Genomic DNA, 19510 nt, shown 5'->3' on the forward strand with positions numbered 1-19510 from the left:
CGTGTTCACCCCTTGCGCCATCACCGCGAGATCGCCGTGGAAGCCGCTGACCGGGATGACCACATCGATGTCACCGCGATCATGTTCGGCCGACATGCGCGCAATGCCCGAGGCCAGTTCGCCCACCGGCAGCAGCGCTGCATCGAGCAGCCGGTTGAAGGCGGCCAGCACTTCGGCGGTCTGGCGCGTCTGCCCGCCGGAATCGAGCCGCCGCGACAGGTCGCCGCGCGCAAAGGCGGCTTCGAGGCGCGAGACTTCATCGAGGATCGCTTCGCTGGACGGCTTCGAGAAAAGGGTCAGTGGCATGGCGTTTCCCTGTGGTGGCTGCGGTCTCTGGGGCTTTGATCGGCCTAAATTCGGGGTCGGGATTCGGGGCCTAAATTCGGGGCCCAAATTCGGGGTCTGAATTCCGGGCCCGGTTACTCAGTGCTGGAGCGTGCTCGCGGCGCCGGGCACGGCGCCGAAGATGTTCGCAAGGTCGGGGATGACAACGACGTCCTCGGCCAGCCGCACCAGTTCGCGCACGTACTGGCGGCGCCAGCGCATCCCCAGCACCGGCGGCTCCGAACTGCGCGCGCGTTCGAGGATCGTCACTTCATGGACCTTGTCGGTGCGCAGGCCGATCTGCGTCGCCTCGCCGTCCAGTTCGGTCTCGATCACGACGATGCGGTTGTCGGCCGTCGCCTCCTGGATCGGCATGCCGAAAGCGACCCTGAGGTCGGCGATGGGAATGATCTTGCCCCGGAAGTTGACGACGCTGGCGACCAGCGCCGCCGCCCCCGGCACCCGCGTCTCGGGCAGCAGGTCGAGGATCTCGCGGATGCTCACCGCCTCGATCGCCAGTCGCTCGTCGCCGATGTCGAAAGTCAGCACTTCCAGCTGGCCGCTGGCATCCCATTCGGTGGTGGATCGTTCGCTCATGGCCCTCACCCGGCGGCGCGCAGCCGCTCCTCCTGCTGCTGGCCCAGCGCGACCAGCTGGACGACATCGAGGATCAGCGCGACGCCGCCGTCCCCCAGGATCGTCGCGCCCGAGAAGCTGGGGATGCCCCGGTGCAGGCACGACATCGACTTGATCACCGTCTGGTGGCTGCCGATGATCTGGTCGACCACCAGCCCCACCCGCTCGCCGCCGGTGGCGATCACCACGATCTTCTGGAAGGCGTCGGGGCGGGTGCCGGTATCGAACAGCTCGCGCAGCCGCAGGAACGGCACCAGCTGTTCGCGCAGCTGGATCATCGAGCGCCCGCGCGAGCGGATGTCGTCCTCGAGGCTGAGCTCGATGCATTCCTCGACTGCGGCCAGCGGGATCACGTACTTGCCCTCGCCCACCCGCACCAGCAGCCCCTCGATGATCGCCAGGGTCAGCGGGATGCGCAGCGTCATCACCGAACCGCGCCCGGGCTGGCTGGTGACGTCGATGGTGCCGCGCAGCGCCTCGATGGTGCGCTTGACCACGTCCATGCCCACCCCGCGCCCGGAAAGGTTGGTGACCTGCGCGGCGGTGGAGAAGCCGGGCTGGAAGATCAGTTGCAGCAGTTCGCCATCGGCCAGCACCTGCCCCGGCTGGATCAGCCCGTTCGCCTCGGCCTTGGCGCGCACCCGCTCGCGGTCGATGCCGCGCCCGTCGTCGGCGATGGTGATGAGCACTTCGCCCCCTGCCTGCTCGGCGGCCAGCCGCAGCCGCCCGCCGGCCGGCTTGCCGGCGGCAACGCGCTCCTCGGGCGGTTCGAGGCCATGGTCGCAGGAGTTGCGGATGAGATGGACGATCGGATCGGCGAGGCGCTCCGACACGGTCTTGTCGATCTCGGTGCTCTCGCCGTCGGTGACCAGTTCGATCACCTTGCCGGTCTCGCGCGCGAGGTCGTGGACGAGGCGGCGGAACCGCCCGAACAGCGTGGCGATCGGCACCATGCGCAGGACCATCGTGGTATCGCGCAGTTCGCTGGCCAGCCGCTCGACTTCCTCCGAGATCGAGCGCAGCGCCAGTTCGCCCGCCGGGCCGTTGATGCCGCCGCTGGCAAGCTGGGCGAGGCGGCTCTGGACGATCACCAGTTCGCCGACGCGGTCCATCAGCACGTCGAGCCGCTCGGCCGGAACACGCACGCTTTCGCCCGTCGCCCTGGCCGCCCGTGCCGGGCCAGTTTCGGCCAGAGTCTGGGCCGGGGTCTGGGCCGGTCTGTCCGCAGGTGTCTGGGCCGGGGTCTCCGCAGGTGTCTGGGCGGCGGCGGGTAGCGGGGGCGCCAGCGGCGCGGCGGCGGTCAGCGGTTCGAGGCGCAAGTCCATGTCGTCCATCACGAAAATGAAGACATCCTCGATCGCCTCGCGCGTGGCCGGCCCGCGCAAGGTCACCTCCCAGCCGAGATGGCACTCCTGCGCCTCCAGGACATCGAGCGGCGGGATCGCGCCGGTCTGGGCAACAACCTCCGCCTCGCCAAGATCGCGCAGTTCGTCGAGCAGGATCAGCGGGTTGGTGCCATTGGCCATGGCATCGGCGGGCAAGCGGAAAGCGATGCGCCAGCCGCCTTGCGCTTCCCCGGCATCGCCGCCGTCGCTGTTGCCGGTCGCGGCATCGCGGGTTGTGGCAGGAGGCGGCGCGGCCGTGTCGCCGATCGCGGCGTGAAGCTGCGCGAGGATCGCCTCTCCCGCCGCCGCAATGCCCGCTGCCGCAAGGCCCGCCCCCGATGCCTGCCCCTGCACCTCGACCAGCGCGCGCATGTGGTCCATCGCCGAGAGCGTGACGGCCACCAGCTCCTGCGTCGCCGGGGCCAGTCCCTTGCGCACGCGGTCGAAGGCGGTCTCGCAGTGGTGGGTAAAGGCCGCGAGGGCATCAAAGCCGAACATCGCCCCCGAGCCCTTGAGCGTGTGCATGCCGCGAAAGACGGTATCGATCAGCTCGCGGCTGCCGAGGTCATGGGTGAGGTCGAGCAGCGCCTGCTCGGTGCCGTCGAGCAGGTCGGCCGCCTCGACGCGAAACGCTGCGACCGGATCCTGCCCTTCCCCCACCCCGCTCACTGCCCCAGCACCTTGCGCACGACCCGCAGCAGGTTCTCCGGCTCGAACGGCTTGACCAGCCAGCCAGTCGCCCCGGCGGCACGGGCCTGCTGCTTGAGCCCTTCGTCGGATTCGGTGGTGAGGAAGATGATCGGCGTGCCCGCCTGGACCGGCAGCTTGCGGATCTCGCGGATCATCTCCAGCCCGTTCATGTTGGGCATGTTGAGATCGGTGATGATGAGGTCGAACTTGGCATTGCCGGCGCTGGCAAGCCCCTGCACCCCGTCGCCCGCCTCCTGGACCGTGTGCCCGGCCCCGGACAGGGCGATGCGGATCGCCATGCGGATGCTGGAGGAATCGTCGACGGTGAGGATCGTGCTCATCGGCCCTGCTCCTCGCCCAGCCAGAACGCGCGGTCAGCCGGTGAAGGCGCGGTCAGGAAGCCGCCCCGGCGCAGCAAGGCCTCCAGCGCCGCATTGGCGGGGGCGCAAAGCGCGAAGCGGCGACCGGTGCGGGCGGCATGGACGCGCGCCGCCGCGACCAGCTGGATCAGGCTGAGATCCGCCTCGACCACGGCAGAGGCATCGAGTTCGACATCGCCGTGCTCGTCGAAGGCTGCAAGCAGGCTCTCACAGATCGTCTCCGCATTGCGGATGGTCGCAGATTCTCCAAGGGGAACAAGCATCTGCCCTCACCGGGAAAGGAATGGGATAGCCCTGCAATAGCGATCAAGGGTGAGCATATCATTCGGCCCCGCTAGCGGGGTTTACGGGGATCACCGGCTGCGGTTTGCTGACGGATCAGCGTGCCGAGGTCGATCACGGTGTAGACATGCTCGCCCCGCGAGATCGTGCGCGCCAGCAGCCCCGCCGACCCTGCGCCCTGCTTCTGCTGCAGCATCTGCACGGGCGCGCGTTCCACCGAGATCAGCTCGTCGACCTCAAAACCCATGCGGCGATCGCCATCGGACGAAATCACCGAGAACCCGCTTCCCGCCGCCGATCGGCCATGGCCGATCAGCCCCGCCAGCGAGACCAGCGGAATCGCGTGCCCGCGGTGGGTGATCAGCGCCTGTCGCAGCCCCTGCCCGGCCAGCGCGATGCGGCGGGCGCTGTGCGGCAGGATCTCCTCGATCTGCTCCAGCGGCAGGGCATGACGGGCGCTGCCCAGCCGCACGATCAGGAACGGCCGGCTGGCCGCGTAGCCCCCGGATGCCGGCGCGCCCTGCCGGGCGATACCGGCCGCTTCGGCCGCATCGGTTTCGCCCGCTTCCTCCAGTCCCGCGAGCGCCAGCAAGCCCGGCCATTGCCGCAGGGCCGCCGCATCGACGACCAGCCGCAGCACCCCGCCAAATTCGTGTACCCCGGCAAACAGGTCGCCATGGGCCAGCGCGCCGGACTGGAGCGGCAGGATCTCGCTGGTGCGAAGCTGGATCATGTCGTGCACCGCATCGATGCGCAGCGCCATCAGCCGCTCTTCCACCCCGACCCGCACGACCAGGCACGGCGCCATGCCGCAGGGCTGCGCCTGGCCCAGCCCGAACAGCCGCAAGGTATCGACCACCGGGATCCGCCGCCCCTTGTGCTGCAACATGCCGATCCACACCGGGTCCTGCACCGCGCAGGGCAGGATCGGCCGCTCGGGCACGGTCGCGTCGATCACTTCGGCGGCGAAGGCGAAACCATGCTCGCCGATGCTGACCAGCAGCTGCGGCTGTCCCTTGGCGAGGCTGTCGGCCGCCGCCTGCATCGAGGAGCGGGCGCTCGGCATGCCCTCCAGCGCCGCCAGCGCCGCCGCATCGACGATCACCCCGCTGCCGAGCGCGGTGACAAAGGCCGCAGGGGTTGTCACCGCCTGCACCGAACCGACGCGGCGCAGCGGCGTGATGCTGTCGGCATCCAGCCGCACCACGCCGCAGATCTCGGAGATCACGAGCCCGAAGACATGGCCGTCGTGGCGCACGATCAGGATGACCGGCGGGCCCTGCTCTGCCTGCGCTCCCTCACCCGGGGCCTCGCTGTCCTGGGCCTCGCTGTCCTGGGCCTCGCTGTCCTGGGACTCGCTGTCCTGGGCCAGGGCCTCGGGCACGCCGCCCTCCAGCTGCAGCAGCGCCCCGAGGTCGAGCACCGGCACCACCGAGCCGCGCAAGTCGAAGGCGCCGCGCAGCTCCGGGCGGGCATGGGGCCAGGCCAGCAGTTCGGGCGGATGCGGCACGACCTCGCGGATGCTCTCGATCGCGAAGGCCGCCTTGAGCCGCCCGGCGCGGATGATCCCGTAGAGACCCGGAACCTGCGGCGCGGTCACCGCTTCGCCCGCCACTTCGGCCGCCGGAGCGGTGACCGCAGTCGCGGCGCCTGCCGCCGCCTCCCGCCGCCGCCCGGACTTGCCCGCCGCGATCGCGTAAGTCCCGGCGGCGCGTGCCTCACTGCGGGCTGGCGGCATTCGTCAGCTTCTGGATCAGCGCGACGACCTCGTTCGAGACCTCGTCCTGCGTCTTGGCCGATCCGGCGATCGCCTCGATGGCATCGGCGGTCTGGTGCACCGAGTTCTCGATGTCCTCGAAGGCGTCCTTGGCCTCCTTCGAGCGCTCGGTGCCCTGGACGATGCAGCTCAGCGAATCCTCGATCAGCCGGCTGATGTCGCGCGCCGCCGTGCTGGAGCGCTCGGCCAGACGGCGGACCTCGCCGGCCACCACCGAGAAGCCGACGCCGTGCTCGCCCGCCCGCGCGGCCTCGATCTCGGCATTGAAGGCCAGCAAGTTGGTCTGCCCGGCGATCTCGCTGATCACCTTGACGATCTCGGCGATGCCCGAGGCCGATTTCTGGATCAGCTCGATGGTCTCGATCGCCCGGCCCAGCGCGGTATTGCCCGCCGTGGCATCCAGCCGCGTCTTGCCCGCAAGGCCATGGGCCAGCTCGGTGGAACTGTTGATCGCGCAGATCGACCCGGTCAGCCGCCCGACCAGCCCGTCGAGATCCTTGGCCCGCTCGGAAATCTGCCGGTGCAGCATGACCTCGTCGGTCACGTCGTGGGCGTACTTGATGATCCGCTCCGGCTCGCCGCGCAGGTTCAGCACCGGATTGTAGGTGGCCTGGATGAAGATGTCCCGGTCATACTTGCCGACGCGGTGGAAGGTCCCCGAATGCGGCTCGCCCTTGTTGAGGATCAGCCAGAAATCGCGGTAGTCCTGGCTGCGGATATAGTCCGGGGCGCAGAACATCGAATGGTGCTGGCCCTTGATCTCGCGCAGGCTGTAGCCGGTGATGCGCAGGAAATTGTCGTTGGCGGTGATGACCTTGCCGTCGAGATCGAACTCGATCACCGCCTGCGACTTGCTGATCGCCTCGATGCGCGAGCGGAAGTCGTTGGCCAGGCACTGCTGGTCGGTGACGTCGAGCGCGTACTTGATGACCTTGATCGGCTTGCCGTTGAGGTCGAACACCGGATTGTAGCTGGCGCTGATCCAGACGTCCTGCCCCCGGCTGTTGATGCGCCGGTATTCGCCGGTATCGCATTCGCCGCGGGCCAGCTTCTCCCAGAACGCGGCATAGGCCTCGCTCTGGACATGGGCCGGGTCGCAGAAGATGCGGTGATGGCGCCCGCGCACCTGATCCAGCGAATAGCCCATGAGTGCCAGGAAGTTGGCATTGGCGTCGAGGACGTTGCCCTTGAGATCGAACTCCACCACCGCCTGGGCCCGGTCGATCGCCCGGGTCCGCCCTTCGAGTTCGATGGTGCGCTGGTTCTGCGCGGTGACGTCCGAGGCGAACTTGACGACCTTGATCGGCCGCCCGTCGAGACCGAAGATCGGGTTGTAGGTGGCGGTGATCCACAGCTCGCGCCCGCCATTGGCGAGGCGCTTGAACTGGCCGCTGACGAATTCGCCGGCCCGCAGCCGGCGCCACAGGGCCTGGTACTCGTCGGTCTTCACATAGGCCTCGTCGCAGAACATGCGGTGATGCTGACCGACGATGGCGGCGCTTTCGTAGCCGAAGATCTTGAGGAAATTGTCGTTGGCCTTGAGCACCTTGCCCGTGAGGTCGAACTCGATGACGGCCTGCGCCCGGTCGATCGCGGCGGCATGGCCGCGCGCTTCCTGCGCGGCCATGCGCCGCTCGGTGACGTCGAGCGCGAGCTTGAGAATCTTGACCGGATTGCCGTCCTGATCGAACACCGGGTTGTAGCTGGCCTCGACCCAGACGTCCGAGCCGTCCTTGCGCCGCCGCCGGTATTCGCCCTGATCTAGCTCGCCGCGCCCCAGCCGTTCCCAGAACTGGCGATAGGCCGGGCTTGCGACGTAGTCGTCGTCGCAGAACATGCGGTGATGCTGGCCGACGAGGTCGGCGGCCTCGTACTGCATGAGGGCGAGGAAGTTCTCGTTGGCGCCGAGGATATTGCCGGCAAGGTCGAACTCGATGGTGGCAAAGCCGCGCCGCAGCGCCCGGCTGATCGATTCGGCGGCGGCCCTCTCGAACTCGCGGGCCGTGACCTCGCGGGCGTAGACCAGCACCGACAGCACCTCGCCCCGCTCGTCACGGGTCGGCACATAGGTTTCCTCGAGCGAGACGCGCGCGCCGTCGCGATGCGCGAAGGCGCGCAGGAAGGTCGTTTCCTCCGCCGCCAGCACCGCGCTCCAGACCGCCTCGGGCGCGTCCTCGCCGTGGTCGTAGAGGGCCGAAAACGGCTGGCCGACCAGCGCCGCCTCGTCCTTGCGGACATAGTCGCAGAAGCGCGGATTGGCATGGAGCAGCGCGCCGTCCGGCGAGAACTGGCAGATCGCGAAAGCATGGTTGATCGCATCGAAGCGATGTTCGAGCAGCGCGGTGTTGACGGCGACCCGGGACAAGTCGCGATCGAAGGAATGGTCGGCCATGGAGTGCTTTCGCCAGCAGGAAACCTGCCCTGGCCATAAGCGCAAGATCCCCAAGGCACTCACAATCGCCATCCTGGGAAGAATACCTGACCGGCCCCGTCCGCCGGGGACGGACGGGGCCGGATGCGTCAGGGCCCGACGTCTCAGAGCCCGGCGTCCCAGAACCGCGCGCCTCAGGGCCGGTAGGGTGCCTGGTCCGGCAGGATCACGTTGTTGGCCCGGGCGTAGGCATCCCAGTCTGCGGCCAGTTCGTCGCGCTTCTGGGGATACGTGTCCGAAAGATCGCGCGTCTCGCCGGGATCATGGGCAATGTCGAACAGCCGCCACTGGCCATCGCCGATGTCGGTCACCTTCCAGTCCCCCTTGCGCAAGGACCGGCTGCCGAACAGTTCGGTGCCGAGCGGCTCGTCGGCGCCGTGGACGGACCCGGCCCTGCCCTGCAGCCAGGCCTTCGCGCTCCTGCCGGTGACGGGCAGCACCGTGCGGCCCTCGAAGCTCGTTCCGGTGGCGGGAATGCCCGCGTAGTCGAGCAGGGTCGGGGCAATATCGGCCACGCCGACATAGGCGCCCTCGATGCGGCCGGGATGCGCCAGTCCCTTCCAGTTGACGAAAGCCACCGTGCGGGTGCCGCCTTCCGAGGCATAAGCCTTGGTCAGCCACGAGGGTGCGGTGCCCGCCTGCGCCCATTCGGGTCCGTAGGTGGCATAACTGGTGCCCTTGCCGAGATTGCCCAGGCTGTTGTCGGCACCGGCGGTATAGCGGGCCAGCATCTTCGCGCCGGTGGTCCTGGCGTCGAGCGCCTCGGCGCCGTTGTCGGCCAGGAACACGATCACCGTGTTGTCGAGCTCGCCGCTTTCCCGCAGCGCCGCGATCACCCGGCCGACGTTGGCATCCATGCGCGCGACCATCGCTGCGTAGATCTCCATTGTGCGCGCCGCCTCGCGCTTGTCGGCGGCCGAGAGGCTGTCCCAGCCGCCGCGCGGCGCGCGCGGGCTGTGGGCGGCAGTGCCCTTGGGCAAGAGGCCAAGCTGTTCCTGCCGGGCCAGGCGCGCGGCGCGGATCGCCTCGAACCCGGCGTCATAGCGGCCGCGCTGGCGGGCGATGTCCTCGTCCGGCGCCTGCATCGGCCAGTGCGGGGCGGTGAAGGTCAGCAGCGCGAAGAACGGCTTGTCCGGGGTGTCCCGGCGGCTGCGGTGCAGTTCGTAGATCAGGTTTGCGGCAAAACTGTCCGAGGAATAGAACCCCGGCTCCAGCGCGGGCAGCACCTTGCCGTCGCGGGTATAGACCGAACCCTTGGCGGGATCGGTGGCCTGGTCGAGCCCGAAATGGTTCGAGGCGCCTTGCAGCAGGGCATAGCTGTACTGGAAGCCGCGCGCATGGGGGTCCTGCTCGGGCCTCAGGCCAAGGTGCCACTTGCCGGAAATCAGCGTGCGGTAGCCACCGGCGGCGAGACGCTCGGCCAGCGTGGCGACATCGGGGCGCAAGTAGCCCTCGTAGCCTGCGTGATCCTTCTGGTTGGGCGCGGTCAGCTCGGCCATGTTGCCAAGCCCGGCCAGATGGTTGTCGGTGCCCGAGAGCAGCATCGAGCGGGTCGGCGAGCAGGTCGGCGCGGTGTGGAAGCCGGTGAGACGCAGGCCGCCGAGCGCCAGCCGGTCGAGGTTGGGGGTGGCGATCTCGCCGCCGAAGGCACCGAGGTCCGACCAGCCGAGATCGTCCGCCACGATCACCAGGAAGTTGGGACGCGCCGCCGCCGGAACCGGCGCAGAAGGCGGAGACGGGGCAGGCGCGACCTCAGACGGCGATGACGCAGCAGCAGCAGCGGGAACGGCCATCGCGCCGGCAGCAAGCAGCGCCGCGGCGACAGGCACGCCGGCAAGCGGGCCGGTCAGCGCCCTGCGCAGCGAACCCGGGAACGAGGAGGCACCCGCAAACAGGCGGGAACGGCGGCTGGTCGGCATCGGGAGATCCTTGGGGAATGGCAAAAAAGGCCCGCGCCGCACATCCTGTGCGCGGCGCGGGAAGGGTACGGCCTCAGCAGAGATCGGGTAGATCAGGCCGGTTCGTAAGTGGTTGCCTTCTCCTTGCGGGTGGTGCGGCTGCGGCGGCCGTCGATGGCCACCGGCACTTCCCCGGCGATGGTCGCGCGGCGCAGGGTGCGGCGCTGCAGGCCGAAGTCGGCGACGGCGCGGTGCTGGGTCGCCTGGTTGTCCCAGAACGCCACGTCTCCCGATTGCCAGCGCCATCGCACGACGTTCTCGGGCCGGGTGATATGCTCCTGCAGGATCGCGAAGATCCGCGCCGAATCCGCCTGGTTGAGCCCGACGATCCGCTTCACGAAGTGGCCCAGCAACAGGCTGCGCTGGCCCGAAACCGGGTGGACGCGGACGAGTGGATGCTCGGTTTCGTAGACGGTCGAGGCGAAGACGCTCTTGTGCTGCTTCACGCGCTCTTCGGTGGCTTCGCTGGCCTTGGGCGTATTGGCGAGGACTTGCGCATAGTCGTAATCGTTCGAGTGCACCGCCCAGAGCCCGTTGACCAGCTGGCGCAGGCTTTCCGGCAGGCCTTCGTAGGCGGTCTCGCCATTGGCCCAGACAGTGTCGCCGCCCGCTTCGGGAATGGTGATCGCGCGCAGGATCGATCCGGCCGGATAGGCATCGGTGAAGGTCACGTCGGTGTGCCAGCTGGAGGCGGCGTAGCCTTCCTTGCTGTCGAGTTCGAGCAGGTAGCGCGAGCCTTCCGCCACCGGCACCGTCGGGTGGGCGACCGGCGCGCCGAACAGCGAGGCGAAGGCTTCGTGGCGCTCATCGTCGAGTTCGTGCTGGCCGCGGAAGAACACCACCTTGTGGCGCACCAGCGCGTCCTTGATGTGCTGCACGGTCTCGCCGCCAAGATCGCCCGAGAGCGTGACGCCCCGGATCTCGGCGCCGATCGTGCCGGTGATCGGCACGATGTCGAGCGGGGAATGGGGGTCCTTGGCATTGGCGTAAGTGGCAATCGCGGTCATGGCATTTACTCCTTGTCGTGGATGGCTTTGGAAAAGGGTCATTCGGCCGGAACGAGAGTGGCGGCGTAGACATCGTCGCGGTTCTCGATCTGGCGGCGGATGCGGGCATGGCGCGCGGCATCGAGCGGGAAGCGCCAGACCAGCGAAGCGGCCACGGTATGGGCCAGCGCCGGGCCGAGCGCGAAGACCAGCAGCAGCGCGTTGAGGGCGGCGGGCGGGTTGCTCGCGGCCTTGGGATCGAAGCCGAAGGCGGCGACGAGCGGCAGCGCGATGCCCAGCGCCAGCGCCCCGCCCAGCTTCATCGAGACGCTGAACACCGAGTAGTAGAGGCCGACGCGGTCCTCGCCGGTTTCGGCGCGGTGAAGGTCGGCGATGTCCGCCACCATCGAGCGCAGCATCAGGTTGCCCGAGCCTTGCGACAGCCCCTGCAGCGCGGCGAGCAGCAGCATCAGGCCGAAGCGGTCGGGGGTGAGCAGCACCAGGCCGAAGTTGATCGCCGCCTGCACCAGTTCCGCCGCCACCGCCGCATGGCTCTTGCCGAGCGTGAGGCCGATGCGCTGCCAGATCGGTCCGGCCAGCACGCCGAAGGCATATTGGAACAGGAAGATGCCGGCCGCCCATTCCGGGCGCTGGAAATAGAAGGTGACGATGAACAGCATCAGCGAAGTGCGGATGCCCTGCCCGGTCAGCACCGCGGCATCGGCGGCCAGCACCCGCAGCAACAGACGGTTGCCGAAGACCGCGCCCAGCGTGCGCTTGAGGTGGAACGGCTCGCCATTGTCCGGCGCGGTGCGATCGGGCAGCGCGGTCAGCGTCAGCAGCAGGCCGGGAATGCCGGTCAGCACCACCAGCACGCCGAACAGGGTCAGACGCAGCGGACCATCGCTGGGGCGCAGCTGGTCGGCCAGTGCGGGCATCAGCAAGGTCAGCACCAGCGCGCTGGCCGAAAGCAGGGTGAACTGCGAGGCGATGCGGGTGCGCTCGTTGTAATTGCCGCTGACCTCGCCCGACCAGGCCAGCAGCGCGGTCTGCGCGGCCGAGGCGCCGCAGTAATAGAGCAGCACGCCCGCCGCGACCCAGCCGAGCCCGACGCCCTCAGGCGGGAAGAACAGCATGCTGGCGCCGATCAGGAACAGCACCCCGCCCCCCGCGATCCATGGGCGGCGGCGGCCAAAGCGGCTGCCGGTGCGGTCGCTCAGCGTGCCGATCACCGGGTCGAGCAGCGAATTGACGACTTGCCCGATCAGGTAGACGAGCCCGAGACCGGCAAGCGGGATGCCATAGTCGCGGGCAAGGATCGCGGGCACGAAAGCAATGACCGGCTGGGCGGCGGCATAGATCGGGATCGACAGCGCGGTGAAGCGCAGCAGGCGCAGCGTCTCGATCCCGGCGGGCGGTTCGGCCCGCTCGCGGCGCTGGGCGAAGGCGCGGTAATGCATGCTTTGGGTCCTTCCAGGGGGCCTTCCGGGGCTCGAAAGCGTGGAACGGGGCAGCGGAAAAGCGGACGGCAGCCATCGTCCACCGCAGCGGCGCGGTGGCGGTCGGCCTCCGATGGGGAGGTCCGGGCGGGGATGTCCGGGCGGGGAGGCCGGTGCCGGACGATACCGGCGGGCCGGTCAGGTGCCGGTCGGAATGGTCTGGATCATGTGCATCGTTTCACCTCATCACCAAGAGAGGGGAACACGAGACTTGGCGTTGTCGCCCGAGCATCGCGCGCTTTAGCGGTTGGTAACGCGGAGCAAGCTGCTTCCCGATCAAATGCCGCGGACCCGGTTGGCAGGATCATGCGCGGTCGGCCAGGTCATCCCGAGCCGCGCCCTGTCTTGTCTACCTATTAAGTTGAGAAACCAAGGTCAAGCGCAAGGTTTTCTGTTGCGGCCGAAGGACAAACTTGCACGCCAAGGCGATGCGCGCGGAGCGGGCCGGCGCCGAACCCCAATTCGCCCCACCGGCGAATTCTGCATCAGACCCTCACATCGCCAGCGCGGCGGAGAGGAACACCGTGGTCGGCGCTTGCGGCGTGTACTGGTCCATCGTGCGGTACCGCAGCGGATTGCCGAAAGCGAAGACGTTGCCCTTGTCGCCCAGCAGGTTCTGCGCGGTGAGCGCCAGTTGCCAGGGGCCATGCGCCAGGTGCAGTTCGAAACTGCTCTCGACATAGTCGCCCATGTGGCGGTCGAGATCGGGATCGAAACTCATCCGCGCCGGCCCGACGTAGCGCGCCGAAAGCCGCGCCCAGAGACTGAGCGCGCCCAGCGTGAAATCCCGCCGCAGCGCCGCGCGCGCGGTATATTCCGGCACGACCGGCAGGCGGCTGTCCTCCAGCTTGTAGCCGAGCGCGTTGCGGGTGAGATGGGCATCGGTGAAATTGCCGCCCAGTTCCGCCCGCCAGCGCGGCCCCAGCGGCAGGACCAGACTGCCCTCGATGCCGAAGATGCGGGCATCGCCGGCATTGGTCGTGGTGATGAGGCCGTTGTCTTCCAGCACGTCGCTCTGCACGCCGTCCCAGCGCGAATACCAGGTGCCGATGTCGATCTGGCCGCCGCCCGCCAGTTGCTCGCGCCAGCCCGCCTCCAGCGAGGCAAGCTCGTCGCCCTTGAGCGTCGCGGCCGTGCCGTCGGCGCCGATCTCGGTCCCGCCCTGGCGGAAGGCCGAGCCGTAGCGCAGATAGAGCAGCCGCCCGTCCCGCGGCTTCCAGATCACCGCCAGGCTGGGCGTGGCGCCCGACTTCTCCTGCTCGCGCGTGACCATGCCGCTGTCGAGCTTGCGCTGCTCGCGCGCCGAGGCGACGAACAGGCGCGCCCCGCCATCGAGCGACAGCGTAGCGGTGAGCGGCAGGGTCAGGTCGAAGTAGGCGGCGGTATCGTGACTGTCGCGGTGGTCGCGGTCGACCACCAGCGTCTCGCCGCCCGCGCCCTGCAAGCTGGCGGCGAATGCCTGGCGGGCATCGAGGTGCGACAGCCCGCCCAGCCACTCGAGGCTGCCGATCCTGCCGCGCAGACGCAGCTCGCTGTCCCAGGTCCGATAGGTGGTGCGATTGAACAGGAACATCGGATCGGCCAGCCCGAAGCTGCCTGCACCGATCGTCGCGTCCAGCCGGTCGTCCACGCCCTGCCAGGTCATCGCGCTGGCCAGCGTGACCTCGGTCCGGCCGATCGTGCCGGTCAGCCGTCCGGCAACGTGGGAGAGGTCGTTGTCGTGCGGCTCGGCCAGTTGGGAGGGGCGGCGGTAGCTGTGGCGGGCATAGACGTAACGGCTGTCGCGCGAATCGATCCATTGGCCGAGCCCGGTCAGGTCAAGCCGCCAGCCGCCGACCGGCTCCACCCCGAGCGTGCCGCGCAAGCCGACGACGCGGGTGGAATTGGCATCCTCGCGCGCGCCGGTATCGACCCAGCCCGGCTCCTCGGCGCCGTAGCCGACCAGCCGCAGCGCCGCGGTGTCCGGCAGCAGCGGCAGGTTGGCCACCACCGAGCCGGAATAGCCCATCTCCCCGTGGGTGGCGACGCTGCCGCCGCCGGTCACCGCAAGGCTGGTCTCGGCAAGGTCGGCCCGGTGCGAGACCATGCGGTAGATGCCGCCCAGCGCGCCGGTGCCGTAAAGCGAGCCCTGCGGCCCCTTGAGCACTTCCACCCGCTCGATGTCGACCAGCCGCAAGTCGGGATCGGGCGCGGCATAAGTCAGGCGCGCCTCGTCCAGCACGACGGCCACGGTCGACTGGCTCTCGCCGCCAAAGGCGCTGTCGGCCACGCCGCGCAGGAACATGCGGTTGCGCCCCGGGCCAAGCGCGGTCAGCGCCAGCCCTTCGACCTGCCCCGCCACCGCCATGCTGGAGCGGCGCGGATCGTCACGGCCGAGCCCCTCGCCCGTCAGGACCGAAACCGCGGCGGGGACTTGCGACAGCGCAAACGGCTGCTTGGTGGCGGTGACCACGATCGGCGCCGCGCCCACCGTTGTCGGCACCACCACATGGGCAGGCGCAGAGGCCGGGGCGGACGCCGCGCCGGATGGCGATCCCGCCCCCGGCGCACGCTCGATCCGCCAGGCCGTCGCGCCCACTTGCCGCGCGCGGTAGCCGCTGCCGGCCAGCAGCCGCGCCAGCGCCTCGCCCACCGCGATGTCGGCATGGATCGCGCGGGTCTTCAGCGGCGGCAGCGGGCCGTCGGTGCCGATCGAGACGCGAGCCTCGCGCGCAAGCTCGGTGATCGCATCGGGCAGCCGCGCTGCGGAAATGTCGAGGCGTGCCGAAGGCGTGTCCCGGCCCGCTTCACGGCCAGTCTCGCGGCCAGCCTCCCGGGTAGCCTCCCGGGCAAGGGCCTCAGGGCTGCTCCAGACGCCAAGCGCCAGCGTGACCGCCGAGGCGCAGCCCCATGAGCTGGACCAGATCACGCAGCGCCGCATCCCCACTATCGACAATCAGGGTCCCCGAAAAACGCCTCTCCCGCAAGGCGGGTGGAACATCCACCATGACCCCGGCATAACGATGCAAATCGCCCGCGACCAGTGCCAGCGGCGCGTTGTCATAAGTCAGGCGGCCGTCCTTCCACGATCCCACGTCGCCGGAATGGACCGGCCCGACGACCGCGGTGCGGGCGCCGCGATCGTAGGCGAGCCCGCTGCCGGCGGAAAGCTGCAGCGGCCCGTCCATCGCCTCGGCGCGCACGTCCACCTTGCCCTCGACCACCGCGACGCGCACCGCATCGTCGCCGGCCTGGACGTCGAAGCGGGTACCAATATCGCTGATCGCCAGATCCCCGGCAGTGATCTCCAGCCTGCGGCCGGGATCGTGGCGGATGTCGAAAAGCGCACCGCCCGACAGCGCGATGTGCTCCTGCCCGCGCCCGGCCACGGTGAGCCGGCTGCGCGGGGCGAGCAGCACCGTCGAACCATCGGCCAGCGTGACCTGCCGCGAGGCGGCATCGGTGGCATAGACCTCAGCGGGATCCGCCCCGAACTGGCCCATGAACCGGGGCACGGCCAGAACCGCGACCAGCGATGCGGCGATGGCAAGGCCGCCCCAGCGCCAGCCGCGCCCGCCCGCCCGGCGCCGCTGCTCCGCAGGCCGGGACACGTCCTGCGGAGCAGCGGGTACTGCTTCAGACGGGGCCTCAAACGGGGTTTCAAATGCAGCCTCGGGCGAGCTCCAGAGACTGGCGCGGTGTTCGGCGACCAGACGGTCGGCAAGGGCGATCTCGTCGAGCGCGCGGCGATGGCGCGGATCGGCCTCGAGCCAGCGCGTGAAGCCGTCCCAGTCCATGGCCTCGGCCATGGCGTCGTCCTCGCTCGCCAGATGCCAGCGCGCGGCCTGCGACAGGATGGCGTCGGGCAGCGGTTCGTCCGCCTGCGGAGGTTCGGTGTCCTGGTTCATTGTCCCTGTTCCATCTGCGGCTCTCTGCCGCCTCTTGCCCCCTTGCCCGAAGACGCCGCCGTCTCGAACGATCCGCAGCCGGTCAAGGCCGAGCGCAGCCGCTTCATCGCCAGCGCCAGATGCTTTTCCACGCCGCTGCGGCTGATTCCCATGACTTGCGCGATCTCGCTCTGGCCAAGGCCCTCGAACCGGTAGAGCCTGAGGGCCCGCCCCGCCCCTTCGGGCAACGCGGCGATCTCCCGGTGCAGCACCTCGGCTTCCTCGCGGCGCGCCAGCGCCTCGTCGGCCGCCTCGCCGGGATCGCGCCGGTCTTCCACCGCCACCGCGACCCCGCCGTTCTCGGCCTCCAGCCAGACCCGCTCGCGGCGCATCGCCCGCTGGCGCCCGCGCACCTGGTCCAGCACGAGATTGTTGGCCATGCGGAACAGGTAGGCGCGCGGCGCGGCGATCGGCCCGCGTGCCTGCGCACCGACCTTGAGCCAGAGTTCCTGGAGGAGATCCTGCGCCTCGTCCGCCGAACCGCAGCGCGCGGCGAGGAACTGCAACAAGGCGCGCCGGTTCGCTTCCAGCACTTGCGCCAGCCCCGAACTGCCGGGGTCTTGCGGGTCAGCCGCCTGCGCGGCCGGCCCCTGAGGCGACGATGTCATTCCCGTCTCCGCCTGGATCACGATCAGCACCGGCGAGCGACGGGGGCCGCGCGCCGACACCTCAGCACCCCTTCATGCACGGGGATCCGTGCCGCTGTAAACCCTGGGGCAAACCGTGATGCAAACCCCGGTCGGATCCTCGCGCCGCCATGGGCGAGCGTACATTCATCGTGTCCAGCTCCTCGTTCGAGGAGAAGACGCCGCAAGGCGCGGCTATCCGCAGCAGCGCCCGCGATTTTTCCGATCCCGCCTCACTCGCTGGCGGTCGACATCGAATAGGGCCGCGCCGAGCGGGCGGTGCCCCAGGCGCGGTTGGGGCTGGCCTGCATGGTGAAGCGCAGTTCGCCGCCCGCGCGGATCTCGCCATCGCGGATGAAGGTGCGGTCCAGCGGCGCGCCGTTCAGCATGACCGATCCGACATAGCGATTGGCGTCCGACAGTCCCTCGGCGACCACGGCAAAGCGCTTGCCATCCGGCAGGTTCAGCACCGCCCGGTTCACGAAAGGCCGCCCGATCACGTATTCGTTGGACCCCGGCGCGACGGGATAGAAACCGAGCGCGGTGAACACCAGCCAGGCCGACATCTGGCCTAGGTCGTCGTTACCGGCAAGGCCGTCGGGCGAGGGCTTGTACTGGCTCTGGACGATCTGGGCGAGCCGCTCCTGCGTGCGCCAGGGCGCCCCGGCGTACGTGTAGAGATAGGCGACGTGATGGCTCGGCTCGTTGCCGTGGATGTACTGGCCGATCAGCCCAGCGATGTCCTCGGCATGGCTGTAGTCGAGCTTCGCGTTGTCATAGTCGAACATCGCGTCGAGCTTGGCGATCGCCTTGGCATCGCCGCCCAGCACGCGGAACAGCGCCGCCTGATCCTGCGGCACGAACCACGAATATTGCCAGGCATTGCCCTCGGTATAGTCCGATCCGTAGTTGATCGCGGTGGGATCGAACGGCGTGCGGAACGCTCCGCTGGAAAGCCGCGCCCGCAGCCAGCCGGTCCTGGTATCGAAACTGTTGCGCCAGTTTCCGGCACGCCTTTCGAAACGCTCGGCAAGCTCGCGGTGCCCCATGGCGCGGGCCATGCGGGCGATGGTCCAGTCGTCGAAGGCATATTCGGCCGTTTTCGAGGCCGCCTCCGGCTCCTTGTCGATCGGCACGTAGCCGCGCGCGATATAGTCGCCAAGGCCGCCATAGGCCGCATGGTCGGCGCTTGCCACCATGGCCGCAAGCGCCGCCTCGGCATCGAAGCCGCGCATGCCCTTCAGGTAGGCATCGGCGATCACCGGCACCGCGTGATAGCCGATCATCGTCCAGGTTTCCCGGCCCGCGAACTGCCAGACGGGCAGGATGCCGTCGGGGCTGTGCTGCTGGCTGGCGACCAGCGAATTGACGACATCGGCGGTCACTTGCGGCGGCTGCACCAGCGTCAGCAACGGATGCTCGGCGCGGAAGGTATCCCACAGCGAGAAGGTGGAGCGGAACGTGAAGCCCTGCGCCTGATGGACCTGATCGTCCGGCCCGCGATAGCGCCCGTCGGCATCGCCCCACACGCTCGGCGCCAGCAGCGCGTGGTAGAGCGCGGTATAGACATTGCGGCGCATCGGCTCGGGTGCGTCGATCTCGACGGCGGACAGCGCCTGCCGCCATGCCGCCTCGGTCCGGGCGTGGATCGCATCGAACGTGCCGGGTTCGGCATCGAGATTGGCCAGCGCCGCATTCTCGTCGACGCCCGAAAGCGCGACTTTGACTTCCAGCGGCGCATCCAGCACCCCGAAGTCGAGCCGGGCTTCGAGCGCCTTGCCCAGCTTCTCAGCCCGCGCATCGGTGCCGCGACCGGGGCCCTGGAAGCCCTTGTAGGGAATGCTGGGGTCACGGTCGATCAAGGCATGCCCCGCCAGCGGCGCGGAAAAGCGCATGGCGAAGAACAGCTTGCGCCCGGCCGCCCAGCCGCGCGTCTCGCGAAAGCCGGTCAGCGTGCCGTCCGCGCGCACGTGCAGGCCGGACCACAGGATCTTGCCCGGATAGTCGTAGAGCGAGGTGCGCAGGTCGAGCAGCAGGTGCGCCGCCTGCCCCGCCGGGAAACGATAGCGGTGGACACCCACGCGCATGCCCGCCGTCAGTTCGGCGGCGATGCCGCTGCCTGCCCCCGTGCCCATGAGCCTGACCGCGTAATAGCCGGGTCGCGCCGTCTCGCTGGCATGGTCGAAGCGCGCGCGATAGCCCGAGCCGGCTTGCGCCGGATCACCGGGATCGAGCTTCACCGCATCGCCCGCCTGCGGCATGACGAGGATATCGCCCAGGTCCGAATGGCCCGCGCCCGAGAAATGGGTATGGCTGAACCCCTGGATCGTCGGGTCTTCATAGCGATAGCCCGCCGCGTGGCCGTAGCACTTGCGGATCTCGCAGGTCGCGTCGGTATCGGGCGACAGCTGGACCATGCCGAACGGCGCGGTGGCGCCGGGAAACGTGTGCCCCTCGCCGCCGGTGCCGATCATCGGATCGACCGCGGCAACCGGGTCAGGGCCCGGCCCCGCAGCGGTTTGCGCGGCCGCGGAGGTGGACAGCAGCAGGGCGGGCAGGATCAGGCGTCGCATGGGCGAACTATGACAGGCTTTTCAGGGGCCTGTCCAC

Annotated in this window: 13 protein-coding genes and 1 pseudogene; all 14 read right to left on the reverse strand. The window is 69.2% G+C overall.

What is annotated here, in order from left to right; genetic code table 11:
* A pseudogene (locus tag OKA11_RS06210) lies at positions 1 to 306 on the reverse strand (hypothetical protein); the annotation flags it as partial.
* A gap of 117 nt (positions 307 to 423) precedes the next feature.
* Positions 424 to 921 carry a chemotaxis protein CheW gene (locus OKA11_RS06215; RefSeq protein ID WP_267219351.1) on the reverse strand — a complete coding sequence of 166 codons (498 nt, stop codon included), beginning with the start codon at positions 919 to 921 and terminating at the stop codon, positions 424 to 426.
* Between the two features lie 5 nt (positions 922 to 926).
* Entirely contained in the window at positions 927 to 3014 is a 2088-nt protein-coding gene (locus tag OKA11_RS06220) for a chemotaxis protein CheA (RefSeq protein ID WP_267219352.1), read from the reverse strand.
* Complete coding sequence (locus OKA11_RS06225; RefSeq protein WP_142636047.1) at positions 3011 to 3376, reverse strand: response regulator; 366 nt, start codon at positions 3374 to 3376, stop codon at positions 3011 to 3013. The genes OKA11_RS06220 and OKA11_RS06225 overlap by 4 nt, the downstream gene beginning before the upstream one ends.
* Positions 3373 to 3678 (reverse strand): STAS domain-containing protein, encoded by a 306-nt coding sequence (locus OKA11_RS06230; protein ID WP_267219353.1) that lies wholly within the window; start codon positions 3676 to 3678, stop codon positions 3373 to 3375. The genes OKA11_RS06225 and OKA11_RS06230 overlap by 4 nt, the downstream gene beginning before the upstream one ends.
* A 71-nt stretch (positions 3679 to 3749) precedes the next feature.
* Entirely contained in the window at positions 3750 to 5435 is a 1686-nt protein-coding gene (locus OKA11_RS06235) for a chemotaxis protein CheW (RefSeq protein ID WP_267219355.1), read from the reverse strand.
* Positions 5416 to 7866 carry a methyl-accepting chemotaxis protein gene (locus OKA11_RS06240; protein ID WP_267219356.1) on the reverse strand — a complete coding sequence of 817 codons (2451 nt, stop codon included), beginning with the start codon at positions 7864 to 7866 and terminating at the stop codon, positions 5416 to 5418. The genes OKA11_RS06235 and OKA11_RS06240 overlap by 20 nt, the downstream gene beginning before the upstream one ends.
* Before the next feature lie 173 nt (positions 7867 to 8039).
* Complete coding sequence (locus OKA11_RS06245) at positions 8040 to 9698, reverse strand: arylsulfatase (RefSeq protein ID WP_379489319.1); 1659 nt, start codon at positions 9696 to 9698, stop codon at positions 8040 to 8042.
* A 218-nt stretch (positions 9699 to 9916) separates the two neighbouring features.
* Positions 9917 to 10870, reverse strand: coding sequence for a TauD/TfdA dioxygenase family protein (locus OKA11_RS06250; RefSeq protein ID WP_267219358.1), 954 nt, complete (start codon positions 10868 to 10870; stop codon positions 9917 to 9919).
* Between the two features lie 38 nt (positions 10871 to 10908).
* Entirely contained in the window at positions 10909 to 12309 is a 1401-nt protein-coding gene (locus tag OKA11_RS06255) for an MFS transporter (RefSeq protein WP_267219359.1), read from the reverse strand.
* A 532-nt stretch (positions 12310 to 12841) separates the two neighbouring features.
* Positions 12842 to 15256: a TonB-dependent receptor gene (locus OKA11_RS06260; protein WP_267219360.1), complete on the reverse strand. Its 2415-nt coding sequence runs from the start codon at positions 15254 to 15256 to the stop codon at positions 12842 to 12844.
* Positions 15186 to 16235, reverse strand: a complete 1050-nt coding sequence (locus OKA11_RS06265) for a FecR family protein (protein ID WP_267219361.1) — start codon at positions 16233 to 16235, stop codon at positions 15186 to 15188. The genes OKA11_RS06260 and OKA11_RS06265 overlap by 71 nt, the downstream gene beginning before the upstream one ends.
* The gene (locus OKA11_RS06270) at positions 16232 to 16882 is read right to left on the reverse strand and encodes an RNA polymerase sigma factor (protein WP_267219363.1); all 651 of its coding nucleotides are present in this window, start codon (positions 16880 to 16882) and stop codon (positions 16232 to 16234) included. Before OKA11_RS06270 ends, OKA11_RS06265 begins: the two co-directional genes overlap by 4 nt.
* A 251-nt stretch (positions 16883 to 17133) precedes the next feature.
* Positions 17134 to 19473 carry a GH92 family glycosyl hydrolase gene (locus OKA11_RS06275; protein ID WP_267219365.1) on the reverse strand — a complete coding sequence of 780 codons (2340 nt, stop codon included), beginning with the start codon at positions 19471 to 19473 and terminating at the stop codon, positions 17134 to 17136.
* Positions 19474 to 19510 lie beyond the last annotated feature (37 nt).

The sequence above is a fragment of the Novosphingobium clariflavum genome (assembly GCF_026420865.1).
Lineage (GTDB): Bacteria > Pseudomonadota > Alphaproteobacteria > Sphingomonadales > Sphingomonadaceae > Novosphingobium > Novosphingobium clariflavum.

Coding starts and splice junctions, on each gene's coding strand:
- OKA11_RS06215 (WP_267219351.1), bottom strand. CDS start 921: ATGAGCGAACGATCCACCACCGAATGGGATGCCAGCGGCCAGCTGGAA.
- OKA11_RS06225 (WP_142636047.1), bottom strand. CDS start 3,376: ATGAGCACGATCCTCACCGTCGACGATTCCTCCAGCATCCGCATGGCG.
- OKA11_RS06230 (WP_267219353.1), bottom strand. CDS start 3,678: ATGCTTGTTCCCCTTGGAGAATCTGCGACCATCCGCAATGCGGAGACG.
- OKA11_RS06235 (WP_267219355.1), bottom strand. CDS start 5,435: ATGCCGCCAGCCCGCAGTGAGGCACGCGCCGCCGGGACTTACGCGATC.
- OKA11_RS06240 (WP_267219356.1), bottom strand. CDS start 7,866: ATGGCCGACCATTCCTTCGATCGCGACTTGTCCCGGGTCGCCGTCAAC.
- OKA11_RS06245 (WP_379489319.1), bottom strand. CDS start 9,698: ATGGCCGTTCCCGCTGCTGCTGCTGCGTCATCGCCGTCTGAGGTCGCG.
- OKA11_RS06250 (WP_267219358.1), bottom strand. CDS start 10,870: ATGACCGCGATTGCCACTTACGCCAATGCCAAGGACCCCCATTCCCCG.
- OKA11_RS06255 (WP_267219359.1), bottom strand. CDS start 12,309: ATGCATTACCGCGCCTTCGCCCAGCGCCGCGAGCGGGCCGAACCGCCC.
- OKA11_RS06265 (WP_267219361.1), bottom strand. CDS start 16,235: ATGAACCAGGACACCGAACCTCCGCAGGCGGACGAACCGCTGCCCGAC.
- OKA11_RS06270 (WP_267219363.1), bottom strand. CDS start 16,882: ATGACATCGTCGCCTCAGGGGCCGGCCGCGCAGGCGGCTGACCCGCAA.
- OKA11_RS06275 (WP_267219365.1), bottom strand. CDS start 19,473: ATGCGACGCCTGATCCTGCCCGCCCTGCTGCTGTCCACCTCCGCGGCC.